The 14,604-nt window shown below is 57.4% G+C and carries 14 protein-coding genes; 6 read left to right on the forward strand and 8 right to left on the reverse strand.

What is annotated here, in order from left to right; translation table 11 throughout:
- Positions 1-858, reverse strand: a complete 858-nt coding sequence (locus tag V1572_RS01020) for a triphosphoribosyl-dephospho-CoA synthase (RefSeq protein WP_395299631.1) — start codon at positions 856-858, stop codon at positions 1-3.
- Complete coding sequence (mdcA, locus tag V1572_RS01025) at positions 858-2,513, reverse strand: malonate decarboxylase subunit alpha (protein ID WP_021242210.1); 1,656 nt, start codon at positions 2,511-2,513, stop codon at positions 858-860. Before mdcA ends, V1572_RS01020 begins: the two co-directional genes overlap by 1 nt.
- Positions 2,514-2,741: 228 nt before the next feature.
- On the opposite strand from mdcA, the gene V1572_RS01030 reads away from it, so the two are divergent.
- Genes V1572_RS01030 through V1572_RS01040 form a run of 3 tightly spaced genes read left to right on the forward strand, consistent with a single transcriptional unit; the run spans position 2,742 to position 4,879 of the window.
- Positions 2,742-3,764 carry a hydrolase gene (locus V1572_RS01030; RefSeq protein ID WP_048027667.1) on the forward strand — a complete coding sequence of 341 codons (1,023 nt, stop codon included), beginning with the start codon at positions 2,742-2,744 and terminating at the stop codon, positions 3,762-3,764.
- Positions 3,761-3,979 (forward strand): YheU family protein, encoded by a 219-nt coding sequence (locus V1572_RS01035; RefSeq protein ID WP_008503016.1) that lies wholly within the window; start codon positions 3,761-3,763, stop codon positions 3,977-3,979. The genes V1572_RS01030 and V1572_RS01035 overlap by 4 nt, the downstream gene beginning before the upstream one ends.
- 30 nt (positions 3,980-4,009) lie before the next feature.
- Complete coding sequence (locus V1572_RS01040) at positions 4,010-4,879, forward strand: phosphoribulokinase (protein ID WP_395299632.1); 870 nt, start codon at positions 4,010-4,012, stop codon at positions 4,877-4,879.
- A 95-nt stretch (positions 4,880-4,974) separates the two neighbouring features.
- Here V1572_RS01040 and V1572_RS01045 read toward each other — a convergent pair whose 3' ends face one another.
- Positions 4,975-5,379, reverse strand: coding sequence for an OsmC family protein (locus tag V1572_RS01045; protein ID WP_014885509.1), 405 nt, complete (start codon positions 5,377-5,379; stop codon positions 4,975-4,977).
- Between the two features lie 311 nt (positions 5,380-5,690).
- On the opposite strand from V1572_RS01045, the gene crp reads away from it, so the two are divergent.
- Entirely contained in the window at positions 5,691-6,323 is a 633-nt protein-coding gene (crp, locus tag V1572_RS01050; protein ID WP_000242758.1) for a cAMP-activated global transcriptional regulator CRP, read from the forward strand.
- A 57-nt stretch (positions 6,324-6,380) separates the two neighbouring features.
- Positions 6,381-8,468 carry a YccS/YhfK family putative transporter gene (locus V1572_RS01055; protein ID WP_395299973.1) on the forward strand — a complete coding sequence of 696 codons (2,088 nt, stop codon included), beginning with the start codon at positions 6,381-6,383 and terminating at the stop codon, positions 8,466-8,468.
- Here V1572_RS01055 and V1572_RS01060 read toward each other — a convergent pair.
- The 4 genes from V1572_RS01060 to ppiA all read right to left on the reverse strand — a co-directional run bounded on the left by V1572_RS01060 (position 8,465) and on the right by ppiA (position 11,632).
- On the reverse strand, positions 8,465-9,688 hold the full coding sequence (locus V1572_RS01060; protein WP_395299633.1) for an aspartate aminotransferase family protein: 1,224 nt from the start codon (positions 9,686-9,688) through the stop codon (positions 8,465-8,467). The two genes, V1572_RS01055 and V1572_RS01060, sit on opposite strands and share 4 nt — an antisense overlap.
- Positions 9,689-9,774: 86 nt before the next feature.
- Positions 9,775-10,338 carry an aminodeoxychorismate synthase component 2 gene (gene pabA, locus V1572_RS01065; RefSeq protein WP_395299634.1) on the reverse strand — a complete coding sequence of 188 codons (564 nt, stop codon included), beginning with the start codon at positions 10,336-10,338 and terminating at the stop codon, positions 9,775-9,777.
- A 30-nt stretch (positions 10,339-10,368) separates the two neighbouring features.
- Positions 10,369-10,953, reverse strand: coding sequence for a putative adenosine monophosphate-protein transferase Fic (locus V1572_RS01070; protein WP_063622735.1), 585 nt, complete (start codon positions 10,951-10,953; stop codon positions 10,369-10,371).
- 106 nt (positions 10,954-11,059) lie between these two features.
- Positions 11,060-11,632: a peptidylprolyl isomerase A gene (gene ppiA / locus V1572_RS01075; RefSeq protein ID WP_014885514.1), complete on the reverse strand. Its 573-nt coding sequence runs from the start codon at positions 11,630-11,632 to the stop codon at positions 11,060-11,062.
- Positions 11,633-11,910: 278 nt separating this feature from the next.
- Here ppiA and tsgA point away from each other — a divergent pair, with 278 nt between their 5' ends.
- Positions 11,911-13,095 carry an MFS transporter TsgA gene (gene tsgA / locus V1572_RS01080; protein ID WP_021242206.1) on the forward strand — a complete coding sequence of 395 codons (1,185 nt, stop codon included), beginning with the start codon at positions 11,911-11,913 and terminating at the stop codon, positions 13,093-13,095.
- Positions 13,096-13,113: 18 nt separating this feature from the next.
- Here tsgA and V1572_RS01085 read toward each other — a convergent pair whose 3' ends face one another.
- A complete protein-coding gene (locus V1572_RS01085) occupies positions 13,114-14,415 on the reverse strand; it encodes a cytosine deaminase (protein ID WP_395299635.1) in 1,302 nt (433 codons plus the stop codon).
- Positions 14,416-14,604 lie beyond the last annotated feature (189 nt).

Below are 14,604 nucleotides of genomic sequence, written 5' to 3' on the forward strand. Positions count from 1 at the left end.
TTAATGCTTTGAATTTGGCGTTTCGACGCGGTCGAGAAACAGCGTGGCGGCAAGCAGGTCGGCAGCGCCGCCCGGTGAGGCGTTGAGCGCCAGCATCTGACGGTCTAACCTCGCCAGCGCCTGCTGGCCCGCAGGCGTTGCGCTGCCGCCGGCATTCAGCACCGCACGGGCGCCGTCCTGCATAGCATCAAGCCCTTCCATTCCGGCACGTGACAGCACGCAGGTGTCGGTGAGTGAGGTCATGATGGCCATCAGCGCGTCGAGCCTGGCGTGCGTTTCGCTGCTGCCGTTGAGGCGGCTCAGACGAAGCTGCGGCAGCGCGCGCTGCATAACGTGCGGGAACGCCTGCTGCGCCTCTTCACGCGCGCCCGGCACGCGGTAACGGTGCGTGGCGCGCAGGCCTTTACTGAACACCTTCGGCGCCGCGTCGTCCGGCAGTCTCGCCAGCTGCGCGGCAGTGCGGGCGACGTCTTGCGCCCTCGCATCACCGCCGAGCATCGCCACCGCGCTGACCAGCAGCCCCAGCGCCCAAATCGCGCCGCGATGGGTGTTTACGCCACCGGTTGCGACCATCATCTGCTGCTCGCCTTCGCGACCGAGTCGCCCGACGGTTTGCCGAAGTGCGATATCTGCCGGGCGCTGCCAGCTTTGCAGCGCCAGCGCCTGAAACGTGGAGGTCAGGCTGTGCGCAGAGCGCTCCATCAGCGCAAGGGATAAATCGTGATGCGCGCCGTTCCCCCGACTGTCCACCAGACCGGGTTTCGGGCTTAAACGTGCTTCGTCAATCAGACACTGCGTGGCGGTTCGCGCCAGCCATTCGGCACCGCCTTCAACCTGAACCTGGGGGAGAAGTTTCATTACCAGCTCCGGAATTTCGCAGGTGGGTTATAGAGACCGCCGGACCATTCCACGAGATCAGACACGCTGCCTGCCGCCAGCAGAGAGCGGGTGGCATCAGTGCGGCGAATCCCCATATCTTCCGGATAGAGCACCTTGCCGCTCTGACGCAGTTCCGCCACGCGTTTGGCATCCACGCCCAGACCGATGTCGGTGATCCCCGCGACGGCAGCGACCATGGCGCGACGCTCTTCCAGATCTTTCGCCCGATAGAGGTAGGCAATCCCCTCTTCCGTCAGCACGTGGGTGACGTCATCGCCGTAGATCATCACCGGTGCCAGCGGCATACCGGAGGCTTTCGCCACGTCAACGGCATCGAGTTTTTCCACGAAGGTCGGCTTCACGCCCGCCTGGAAGGTTTCCACCATCTGCACGACCAGTTTTTTGCCGCGCTGCATTGGGTCAGGTTCGGTGATCATGTTCAGCCAGGCTGGCGTGGCGTGGCGACGACCGTGCGGGTCGTGACCCATGTTTGGCGCACCGCCGAAGCCGGACAGACGACCACGGGTCACGGTTGAGGAGTTGGCGTAGCCGTCCACCTGCAGCGTAGAGCCGATGAACATATCCACCGCGTACTGACCTGCCAGCTGGCAGAACGCGCGGTTGGAGCGCATGGAGCCGTCGGCACCGGTAAAGAAGACGTCCGGACGCGCGCGGATGTACTCTTCCATCCCCAGCTCGCCGCCGAAGCAGTGCACGCTCTCGACCCAGCCGCTTTCGATGGCCGGGATCAGCGTTGGATGCGGGTTCAGCGTCCAGTGTTTACAGATTTTGCCTTTGAGCCCGAGCTGTTCACCGTAGGTAGGCAGCAGCAGCTCGATCGCCGCAGTGTTAAAGCCGATCCCGTGGTTCAGGGACTGCACCTGGTGTTCCGCATAAATACCCTTGATGGCCATCATTGCCATCAGGATGTGTTCCTGTTTAATCAGGCGCGGGTCGCGGGTAAACAGCGGTTCGATAAAGAACGGCTTATCGGCAACCACCACGAAGTCAATCCACGAGCCCGGAATATCCACGCGCGGCAGGTCACACTCGTCATCCACCAGCTCGTTCACCTGCGCGATGACGATGCCGTCATGGAACGCGGCGGCTTCCACCAGCGCCGGGGTATCTTCGGTGCTCGCCCCGGTATAGAGGTTGCCTTTGCGGTCAGCTTTAAAGCCGGCAATCAGCGCCACGTTGGGCGACAGGTCGACGTAGAGACGAGAATAGAGTTCGATATAGGTATGAATCGCGCCGATTTCGAGCTGACCATCCTCGAGCAGTTGGGAGATGCGCAGGCTCTGCGTCCCGGAGAAGGAGAAATCCAGCTTGCGGGCGATGCCTTTCTCAAAGATATCCAGATGTTCGCTACGGCCAACGCTTGGCATGATCATATGCAGGTCGTGGACGATCTGCGGGTTCACTTCGGCCAGCGAGCGGGAAAGGAAATCGGCCTGCTTCTGGTTGTTACCTTCCAGCACGACCTTGTCGCCTGGCGCGATCAGTTTTTCCAGCATGGCGACGAGATCGCCGGTTGGCAGTACCTTGCCCTGCACCGGTACGGAGGCCAGACGACGCGCTTTTTCGCTGCGTCGCGTGTTCCATTGCCGGGTGGGTGTTTGCCCAGATAACATTATTAACCTCCTGATTCAGCTAATCATTTTGATTTGCTTAACGTTGAGTAAAGTGTGCGCTCTGGTGAGAAAGGCATCAATTAAGCGTAGAGCTGAATCATTAGCCTGAGAGTAATAATCAAGGTAAATATTTGTGATCGGGATCAGTTCATGTTTCGGAAAACCAGGCTAAACGGGGTACAATTCGGAAAGTATCGTTAATTTCTGACAAGAATCAGCATCGCGCTTATGACCCAAATCATTCCATCAGGCTTCGGGATTGCAGCCGAAGACAGCACTGAGTTCGTGCCTATGCGCGGCGTCGCCAATCGCCATTTGCAGACCATGCTGCCGCGACTGATCCGCCGCAAGGTGCAATTCACCCCACACTGGCAGCGGCTAGACCTGCCAGACGGTGACTTTCTGGATCTCGCCTGGAGCGAAGCACCGGATCAGGCTCGCCATAAGCCGCGGCTGGTGGTTTTTCACGGTCTGGAAGGCAGCCTTCACAGCCCGTATGCGCACGGGTTAATTGAGGCGGCCAAAGCGCGCGGCTGGCTCGGCGTGGTGATGCATTTTCGCGGCTGCAGCGGCGAACCGAATCGTCAGAAACGCATCTATCACTCGGGTGAAACCGAAGACGGCACGTGGTTTTTACACTGGCTGCGGGACAACTTCGGCACCGTGCCCACCGCGGCCGTAGGCTACTCGCTGGGCGGCAATATGCTGGCCTGCCTGCTGGCTAAAGAGGGGGAAAGCGTCCCGCTGGATGCCGCCGTCATCGTCTCCGCCCCGTTCATGCTGGAGCAGTGCAGCTACCACATGGATAAAGGCTTTTCCCGCGTCTATCAGCGCTACCTGCTCAACCTGCTGAAGGCCAACGCGGCGCGTAAACTGAAGGCCTACCCGGACACCCTCCCGGTCAGCCTGCGCCAGTTGAAAAAAGTGCGCCGCATTCGCGAATTCGACGATCTGATCACCGCGAAAATTCACGGCTTCGCCGATGCGATTGACTATTATCGTCAGTGCAGCGCCATGCCGCTGCTCAGCAAGATCACGCAGCCGACGCTGATCATTCATGCCAAAGATGACCCGTTTATGGATCATCACTCGATTCCCGCTCAGGAATTCCTGCCCGACAACGTTCACTATCAGTTGACCGAGCACGGCGGCCACGTCGGGTTTATCGGCGGCACGCTGCGCCGCCCGAAAATGTGGCTTGAGACGCGTATTCCTGACTGGCTAACCCCTTATCTGGACGGTGCAACATGATTATTCCCTGGCAGGATCTGGCTCCCGAAACGCTCGATAATCTGATTGAAAGCTTTGTATTACGCGAAGGCACCGATTATGGTGAACAGGAACGCTCGCTTGAGCAAAAGGTCAACGATGTAAAGCGCCAGCTGAAAAGCGGCGACGTGGTGCTGGTGTGGTCAGAACTGCATGAGACGGTCAATATCATGCCCCGCAACGCGTTTCACGGCTGATCTTCCACCCTTTTCAGTCAGGGAGTTGCTATGTCTGCCAGACATCCGGTTATTGCCGTTACGGGGTCGAGTGGTGCGGGAACCACCACCACCAGCCTCGCATTTCGCAAGATTTTCGCCCAGCTGAATCTCCGTGCGGCGGAGGTCGAAGGCGACAGCTTTCACCGCTACACGCGTCCGGAGATGGACATGGCCATCCGTAAGGCGCGCGATCTGGGAAAACATATCAGCTACTTCGGTCCGGAAGCCAATGACTTCGGCCTGCTGGAACAAACCTTTATTGAGTACGGTCAGAGCGGCAAAGGGCAGTCTCGCAAGTATCTGCATACCTATGATGAAGCCGTTCCCTGGAATCAGGTGCCGGGTACCTTTACCCCCTGGCAGCCCCTGCCGGAACCCACCGACGTGCTGTTTTACGAAGGATTACACGGCGGCGTGGTCACGCCGCAACACGACGTGGCGCGCCAAGTGGACCTGCTGGTTGGCGTGGTGCCTATCGTTAACCTGGAGTGGATCCAGAAGCTGACGCGTGACATGAGCGAACGCGGCCATTCGCGAGAGGCGGTGATGGACTCGGTGGTGCGCTCCATGGAAGATTACATCAACTTCCTGACGCCGCAGTTCTCCCGCACCCATATCAACTTCCAGCGCGTGCCGACGGTGGACACCTCCAACCCGTTCGCGGCCAAAAGTATCCCATCCCTGGATGAGAGCTTTGTGGTGATCCATTTCCGCAATCTCGAAGGCATTGATTACCCCTGGCTGCTGGCGATGCTACAGGGCTCGTTTATTTCTCACATGAATACATTGGTCGTGCCGGGCGGAAAAATGGGGCTGGCGATGGAGCTCATCATGACGCCGCTTGTGGAGCGGTTGATGGAAGGAAAGCAGATTGCGTGACGTCTGTTGCCGGATGACGCTTCGCTTATCCGGCCTACGTTCGTGCAGTTGTAGCTTTTGTAGGGCGGGTTAGCGAAGCGCCACCCGCCAAAAGATTAAGCCTCGATCACTTCATACGAATGGGTAATTTTTACCGCTTTTTCCAGCATTAACGCCACAGAGCAGTACTTCTCGGCAGACAGGTCCACCGCACGTGAAACCGCCGCGTCTTTCAGCGCCTTACCGGTAACCACAAAGTGCAGATTAATGTGGGTGAACAGGCGTGGCGCCTCTTCGCGACGTTCTGACGTCAGTTTCACCTCACAATCCGTCACGTCATGACGACCTTTTTGCAGAATCGACACCACGTCAATGGCGCTGCATCCCCCTGCCGCCATCAGCACCATTTCCATTGGGCTGGGCGCTTTATCGCCGGAGTTACCGTCCATCAAAATCTGGTGCCCTGACGCGGATTCGCCCAGGAACGTTAAACCTTCAACCCACTTCACGCGCGCTTGCATATTCTTAAACTCCAACGTTGCATTTTTGGTGACAGATTACGCGTGCGTTACATTTCTCGCAATGGAAGGCGACCTGCATCATGCTGAAGCGAGACACCAGGAGACACGCGGCGAAAGCTATGCTAAAACACTCAGGATGCTACAGTAATACATTGACGTTACACATGTATGCAGAGGACATCAAACTTTACTGGCTGCGAAACGTTACGGTAGCCGACTTCCCAGGGTATGGGTAAGAATTCGATTGCAACCCCAGAGTCCGGATGCATCTGATGACTCTGGTGACAGCTTATAACAGAGGATAACAGCGCATGGTGCTTGGCAAACCGCAAACAGACCCGACTCTCGAATGGTTCTTGTCTCATTGCCACATTCATAAGTACCCATCGAAGAGCACGCTGATTCACCAGGGTGAAAAAGCGGAAACGTTGTATTACATCGTTAAAGGCTCGGTGGCAGTGCTGATCAAAGATGAAGAAGGGAAAGAGATGATCCTTTCTTATCTGAACCAGGGCGATTTCATCGGTGAACTGGGCCTGTTTGAAGAGGGCCAGGAACGTAGCGCCTGGGTTCGTGCAAAGACAGCATGTGAAGTGGCTGAAATTTCTTACAAGAAGTTCCGTCAGCTGATTCAGGTTAACCCTGATATTCTGATGCGTCTCTCTTCCCAGATGGCGCGCCGCCTGCAGGTCACCTCAGAGAAAGTGGGCAACCTCGCCTTCCTGGACGTGACGGGCCGCATCGCACAAACTCTGCTGAACCTGGCGAAACAGCCGGACGCCATGACCCACCCGGACGGCATGCAAATTAAAATTACCCGTCAGGAAATTGGTCAGATCGTTGGTTGCTCCCGTGAAACAGTGGGCCGTATCCTGAAAATGCTGGAAGATCAAAACCTGATTTCCGCCCACGGTAAAACCATCGTGGTCTACGGAACGCGTTAATTCCGCTCAAACGGCGTGCCATCGCAAGGTGTCACGCCGTTTTTGTCTCTACTCCCCATGTGGCGCAGGCTGATTTATCACCCGGAAGTTAACTACGCACTGCGACAAACGCTGGTGTTGTGTCTACCCGTGGCCATAGGCCTGATCCTCGGACACCTTCAGCAAGGCCTGCTGTTTTCCCTCGTGCCCGCCTGCTGCAACATCGCCGGTCTGGACACGCCGCATAAGCGCTTTTTCAAACGCCTGATTATTGGTGGCTGCCTGTTTGCCGGCTGTAGCCTTGCCGTACAGCTGTTACTGGCTCGTGATATCCCGCTGCCGCTGATCCTGACCGTGCTGGCGATGACGCTCGGCGTCACGGCGGAAATCAGTTCGCTGCACGCTCGCCTGCTTCCCGCTTCGCTGATTGCGGCCATCTTTACGCTAAGCCTCGCCGGGAATATGCCGGTGTGGGAGCCGCTGCTGATCTACGCCCTGGGGACACTGTGGTACGGGCTGTTCAACTGGTTCTGGTTCTGGCTGTGGCGGGAACAGCCGCTGCGCGAATCCCTGAGCCTGCTCTATGTGCAGCTAGCAGAGTACTGCGAAGCCAAATACACCCTGCTGACCCAGCATACCGATCCGGAAAAAGCCTTACCGCCGCTGCTGACGCGCCAGCAGAAGGTGGTGGATCTGATAAGCCAGTGCTATCAGCAGCTGCATATGCTCGCCGCCAACAAGAACCACGAGTACAAACGGCTGCTGCGCACCTTCCAGGTCGGGCTGGATCTGCAGGAGCATATCTCCGTGAGCCTGCACCATCCGCAGGAGGTGCAAAAGCTGGTCGAGCGCAGCCACGCCGAAGCGGTGATCCGCTGGAACGCGCAGACCGTTTCGGCACGTCTGCGGGTGCTGGCAGACGATATTCTTTACCACCGCTACCCCATGCGATTTAACATGGAAAAACAGCTCGGCGCGCTGGAGAAAATCGCCCGTCAGCATCCGGATAACCCGGTCGGCCAGTTTGCCGCCTGGCACTTCAGCCGCATCGCCCGCGTGCTGCGCACCCAGCGCCCGCTCTATCCGCGCGACCTGATGGCGGATAAACAAAAACGGCTGCCGTTATTGCCCGCGCTCAGGAGCTATCTGTCGCTTAAATCGTCCGCCCTGCGCAACGCCGCACGAATTAGCGTGATGCTCAGTACCGCCAGCCTGATGGGCATGGCGCTGCATCTGCCGAAACCCTACTGGATCTTAATGACTGTGCTGTTTGTCACCCAGAACGGCTACGGCGCCACGCGGGTACGTATTCTGCATCGGGCGGGCGGCACCATGGCCGGGCTGATCATTGCGGGCGTGACGCTGCACTTCCACGTGCCGGAAGGCTACACCCTGGCAGGGATGCTGGCGATCACGCTGGTGAGTTACCTGATTATCCGCAAAAACTACGGCTGGGCGATGGTGGGCTTCACGGTGACGGCGGTTTACACCCTGCAACTACTCACGCTCAATGGCGAACAGTTTATTGTAGCCAGGCTGATCGATACCCTGATCGGCTGCCTGATTGCCTTCGGCGGTATGGTCTGGCTCTGGCCGCAGTGGCAAAGCGGACTGCTCAGGCAGAACGCCCACGACGCGCTGGAAGCCGACCAGCAGGCCATTCGCCTGATCCTGAGCGACGACCCGCAGCCCTCCCCGCTGGCGTATCAGCGCATGAAGGTTAACCAGGCGCACAACGCCCTGTTTAACTCGCTCAACCAGGCGATGCAGGAGCCGGGCTTTAACTCACACTATCTGGCCGATATGAAGCTCTGGGTGACGCACAGCCAGTTTATCGTCGAGCACATTAACGCTATGACCACGCTGGCGCGCGAGCACACGATGCTCACGCCGGATCTGGCGCAGCGCTATTTGCAGTCGTGTGAAATTGCGTTGCAGCGGTGTCAGCAGCGTCTGGAGTATGACTCGCCGGGTGAGTCGGGGGATTCAAATATTCTGGAAGCGCCGGAAACGCTGACCCACGGCCCAATGAGCACCCTGGAACAGCATTTACAGCGCGTGCTGGGGCATCTGAACACCATGCACACCATTTCGTCGGTGGCATGGCGTCAGCGTCCGCATCATGGGGTTTGGTTAACGCGCGTGTTGAAACGAACGCCGTACTAATTCTGCTGGACGATCTTCGCAACCGCCGCGGCAAAGCGGGTTAATCCGTCTTCAATATCCTTATCTTCCACCACCAGCGACGGCGCAAAGCGCATGACGTCCGGCCCGGCGTTGAGCACCATCACCCCTTCGCGAGCGGCGGCGTGCAGGAAATCACGCGCGCGGCCCTTGTACTGCGGCTTCAGCTCAGCGCCAATCAGCAGCCCCATCCCACGGATCTCGCTGAACACGTCGTACTGCTCATCAATCTTTTTCAGGTGTTTCACAAACAGCTCGCGCTTCGCGCTAACGCCGTTCAACACCTCTGGTGTGTTGATGATGTCGAACGCGGCACCCGCCACGGCGCTCGCCAGCGGGTTACCGCCGTAGGTTGAGCCGTGAGAACCGACGTGGAACGCGGAGGCGATCTCCTGCGTCGTCAGGACCGCACTTACCGGGAATCCACCGCCGAGCGCTTTCGCGCTGGTCAGAATATCCGGCGTCACGCCGTAGTGCATATAGGCAAACAGGTCCCCGGTACGTCCCATTCCGCACTGCACTTCATCAAAGACCAGCAGCGCCTGATGTTCGTCGCACAGCGCTCGCAGCCCTTTCAGGAACTCCTGGGTTGCCGCGGTCACGCCGCCTTCCCCCTGAATAGGTTCCACCACCACCGCGCAGGTGTGGTCGTCCATCACCGCTTTCACCGCGTGCAGATCGTTAAACGGCACGTGGACGATGTCGGCCGGCTTCGGGCCAAACCCGTCGGAATACTTCGGCTGGCCGCCAACGGAGACGGTAAAGAAGGAGCGCCCGTGGAAAGCGTTATGGAAGGCGATGATTTTGGTTTTATACGGGCTGTGGCGCGTAGTCGCGTAGTAGCGCGCCAGCTTAAAGGCGGTTTCGTTGGCTTCGGTGCCGGAGTTCATAAACAGCACGCGCTCGGCAAAGGTCGCCTCAATGATCTTGCGGCCCAGGCGCAGCGCTGGCTCGTTGGTAAAGACGTTGCTGGTGTGCCACAGGGTTTCGCCCTGGGTTTTCAGCGCCTCCACCAGCGCGGGATGGCAATGACCCAGCGCCGTGACCGCAATTCCGCCCGCGAAATCCACATACTCTTTACCCTGCTGATCCCAGACGCGGCTGCCTTTCCCCTTCACCGGGATAAACTCAGCCGGTGCATAAATCGGCAGGATTACTTCATCAAATGTTGCGCGGGTAATTGCTGGTTGTTCAGTTGCCATGTCATGCCCATCCATTTTATGTCACATTAATTGTGAAAATATAATCACAAAATATGCATAAAAAATCACAGCAAGGCAACAGATATTCAGCGATGGAGGAAATTTGCCAGCAGCGCGTGCCCCTGCTCGCTGAGGATACTTTCCGGATGGAACTGCACGCCCTCGAGATCCCATTCGCGATGGCGAATCCCCATGATCTCCTGCGTATCGCTCCAGGCGGTCACCTCAAAGCCGTCAGGCAGCGTCGGCGGGTCAATCACCAGCGAGTGGTAGCGCGTCACGGTTAACGGATTATTGAGCCCCGTGAACACCCCGGTGCCCACGTGCGTGACCGGCGAGGTTTTACCGTGCATCACTTTGGCGGCCCGCACGATGGTAGCACCAAACGCCTGGGCAATCGCCTGATGACCCAGGCAGACGCCCAGGATCGGCAGCCTGCCAGCATAGTGCTGGATAACCTCCAGCGAAATACCCGATTCCGACGGCGTGCAGGGGCCGGGTGAAATCACGATTTTCTGCGGAGCCAGCGTCTCGATATCGGCGAGCTCGATCTCGTCGTTGCGACGAACAACCACCTCTGCACCCAGTTCGCAAAAATACTGGTAAAGGTTCCAGGTGAAGGAATCGTAGTTATCAATCAGCAGAATCATGGCGGCTCCCGAAAAAAATGCCGCCCTATTCTACTCAGATTCCCGCGCTTCGCTCACTACTTTGGCAAAGATAGCGTTTAGCGCGGTTAAATCCCCCGTTGCGCCGCTGCGGTTAGCGGTCACCCACTGCTCAGGATCGATATCGCGCCAGTCCAGCGCGTAACCCGCGTGAAGCGCCAGCTGCTCGAAGAACACCCGTTGGGCAATGCCATTGCCGCGCATAAACGGGTGCAGCATGTTGATTTCGCAGTAATAGTGGCTAACCCGGTCAACAAACGCCGCTTTCTCAAGACCCACAAGATACTTTTCGCTTTCCAGCGCCGCCATCAGTTCATTCCCCATCTTCTCGATGTATTCGAAATGGCAGAAGGGAATATCCCCCTTGAAAATATCGTCGGTACGGAACTCCCCTGCCCGCTTCATCTCTCTGCGGTAGAGATGGCGGTGAATAAGGCACAGATGGGGTAACCCGGGCGCGGAAGGCCCAAGCTCCAGGGTCTCAATGTCGGGATCCGATGGACCATTACCTTTCTCAAGGAGACAACTGGCCTGAAAGTTAACGCTACGCTGCTGCTCCCAGAGACGGGATTTTTGCTTGTCGGTGAGTTTTTTCACTTAACGCCTCCCTGAATAGTCCGTTTGCCACAAGTATAAGCAGCAAAACGCGCTTTCGCAGGGAGGGCGACATCACGCGGGCAGGAGAAGCCCGCGTTCAGAAGAATTACGGCAGAACTTTTGCGGAGAGGATCACGACAGGTTTTGACGGCACATTCTGGTACGGACCGACGTCGTGAGTAGGCACCTGAGAAATCTTGTCGGCGACGTCCATCCCTTTCACAATTTTACCGAAAACGGCATAGCCGAAGTCGCGCTGACCGTGGTCGAGGAAGGCGTTATCCGCCACGTTGAGGAAGAACTGGCTGGTCGCGCTGTCTTTGTCCGCGGTACGCGCCATAGAGATCGTGCCGCGCTTATTCAGCAGGCCGTTATCCGCTTCGTTTTTGATTGGCGGGTTCGGCTGTTTCTGCTGCATCTGCTCGTTGAAGCCGCCGCCCTGAATCATGAAGCCCGGGATCACGCGGTGGAAGGTGGTGTTGTTGTAGAAGCCGCTGTTCACATAGTCGAGGAAGTTTTTCACAGAAACCGGAGCTTTCTGGCTATTCAGTTCCAGCTCAATATTCCCGGCGGAGGTGGTCAGCAGAACGTGAGGGTCCCCTTTTGCTGCCAGCGCAGCAGGGGAAACGGCAGAAAGAGCAAACACAGCTGCGACAGCCGCCAGTGTTGATTTGAGCATGAGAATTCCTTAACAAAGCGCAGTATAAAAAGCGAATGGCTTGATTCTAAAGAGCAGTATGAACGGAGACCAGCCTTTTACCTAATTTTACGAAATTGAAACAGTTGTAACCACGCAAACGATTGGTTTTATCACCTTTTTATGTGATAGAGATCACATAAAAACCTGCAATGAACTTCTAATTTCTCTTAAAAGATATGAATAGATCACTTTAATGTCTAAAATCTGCCCGCTCTCAGCGCCCGATGGGCGCTTTTCTTTTTCTGAACAGGCCAGACATGACTAACAGCAATCGCATCAAGCTCACATGGATCAGCTTCTTCTCCTACGCCCTGACCGGTGCGTTGGTGATCGTCACCGGGATGGTGATGGGAAATATCGCAGACTACTTCCAGCTGCCCGTTTCCAGCATGAGTAACACCTTCACCTTCCTCAACGCGGGGATCCTGATCTCTATCTTCCTGAATGCCTGGCTGATGGAAATCGTGCCGCTGAAAACCCAGCTTCGCTTCGGCTTTGTGCTGATGGTCGCCGCCGTGGCGGGGCTGATGCTGAGCCACAGCATCGCCCTGTTCTCTGCCGCCATGTTCGTGCTCGGCCTGGTTAGCGGGATCACCATGTCGATCGGTACATTCCTGATTACCCATATGTATGAAGGCCGCCAGCGCGGCGCGCGCCTGCTGTTTACCGACTCCTTCTTCAGCATGGCCGGCATGATCTTCCCGATGGTCGCGGCCGTTCTGCTGGCCCGCAGCATTGAATGGTACTGGGTCTATGCCTGCATTGGTCTGGTCTACGTGGCGATCTTTATTCTGACCTTCGGCTGCGAGTTCCCGGTACTGGGCAAGAAAGCGCAAACCACGGCAGAGCCTGTGGCGAAAGAGAAATGGGGTATCGGCGTGCTGTTCCTCTCCATCGCCGCCCTGTGCTACATCCTGGGCCAGCTGGGCTTTATCTCCTGGGTACCGGAATACGCCAAAGGTCTGGGCATGAGCCTGAACGATGCGGGTAAACTGGTGAGCGATTTCTGGATGTCTTACATGTTCGGTATGTGGGCGTTTAGCTTCATCCTGCGCTTCTTCGACCTGCAGCGCATTCTGACCGTGCTGGCAGGTCTGGCGACCGTGCTGATGTATCTGTTCATCAACGGCTCCCCGGAACATATGCCGTGGTTCATTCTGACCCTGGGCTTCTTCTCCAGCGCGATCTACACCTCGATCATCACCCTGGGCTCCCTGCAGACCAAAGTGGCCTCGCCGAAGCTGGTTAACTTCGTTCTGACCTGCGGCACCATCGGCACCATGCTGACCTTCGTGGTGACGGGCCCGATCGTTGCCCACAGCGGCCCGCTGGCCGCGCTGCACACCGCGAACGGTCTGTACGCCGTGGTGTTCATCATGTGCTTCATCCTGGGCTTTGTGACCCGCCACCGCCAGCACAACGCGGCAGCGGCATCGCACTAAACCCTGCGCCCCTTTGCATTATGCAGAGGGGCTGTTTCTGGCGAAACTGACCTCTTCTCCCCCGGTATCCATCTGGATCCAGGTCTGCGCCAGCTGCGTGGTGGCGATAATCCGCCCCTGACGAATCGACCAGCGCACCGGCACCTGACAGCGCACCGCTTCAAACCCGCTCTCCGCAGGCAAAATAATCAGGTTTGCCGGGTTTCCCGTTTCAATACCGTAATCGCTCAGGCCGAAGGTACGGGCGCTGTTATGGGTGATCAGGTTCAGGCCGCTGTCGATATGCGGATAGCCCATCATCTGGCAGACGTGTAGCCCCATATGCAGCACCTGCAGCATGTTGCCGGTGCCGAGCGGGTACCACGGGTCGAAGACGTCGTCGTGACCGAAGCAGACGTTAATGCCCGCCTCCTGCAGTTCTTTCACGCGGGTGATGCCGCGACGCTTCGGATAGTCATCAAAGCGCCCCTGCAGGTGGATGTTGACCAGCGGGTTAGCAACGAAGTTAATCCCCGACATCTTCAGCAGACGGAAAAGCCGCGAGGTGTAAGCGCCGTTGTAGGAGTGCATGGCGGTGGTGTGGCTGGCCGTCACGCGCGGGCCGATGCCGGCCTCATACGCCAGCGTGGCCACCGTCTCGACAAACCGCGACTGTTCGTCGTCAATTTCATCGCAGTGGATATCCAGCGGTCGGTCATACTGCTTCGCCAGTTCAAAAGCGATGTGCAGCGACTGGACGCCATATTCGCGGGTAAATTCGAAGTGCGGTATCGCCCCCACCACGTCGGCTCCCAGTTTTAACGCCTCTTCCAGCAGCGCCGCGCCGTTCGGGTAAGAGAGAATACCTTCCTGCGGAAACGCAACGATTTGCAGCGTTACCCACGGCGCCACCTCCTGCTTCACCTCCAGCATCGCCTTCAGGGCGGTGAGCATCGGGTCAGAGACATCCACATGGGTACGAACAAACTGGATGCCGTTGGCAATTTGCCACTTCAGCGTTTTCCAGGCGCGTGCTTTCACATCCTCATGGCTGAGCAGCGCCTTGCGCTCCGCCCAGCGTTCAATGCCTTCGAACAGCGTGCCGGACTGGTTCCAGTTCGGCTCCCCCGCCGTCTGGGTGGTATCAAGATGAATATGCGGCTCGATGAACGGTGGGAGAGCGAGACCACCGCGCGCGTTCAGTACCTCATAACTTTCGGCGTGGGTATCGTCCATGGGGGTGATGTCACCAAATCGCCCGTTCTCGATGGCAAGTTGCCACAGCCCATCCCGACCCGGTAAACGCACATTCTGAACAAGCCATAACGGTGATGTAGACATACCTTTCCCCTCATAAACGCAGCTGATATTCAGGCGTATCGATTTTTGCAAAATCGCCCCTGAGTTGTACACAAATTCAACGAACACGAAAAGCCTGCGATTTCCGCTACTTATAAAAATCCTGACAAATCAGTCATATACCACCTAAGGAGTAGGCGAAGACGTATTTGATTTGCATCAATAAGCGCC

It is taken from the genome of Enterobacter quasiroggenkampii (assembly GCF_043972695.1).
GTDB lineage: Bacteria > Pseudomonadota > Gammaproteobacteria > Enterobacterales > Enterobacteriaceae > Enterobacter > Enterobacter quasiroggenkampii.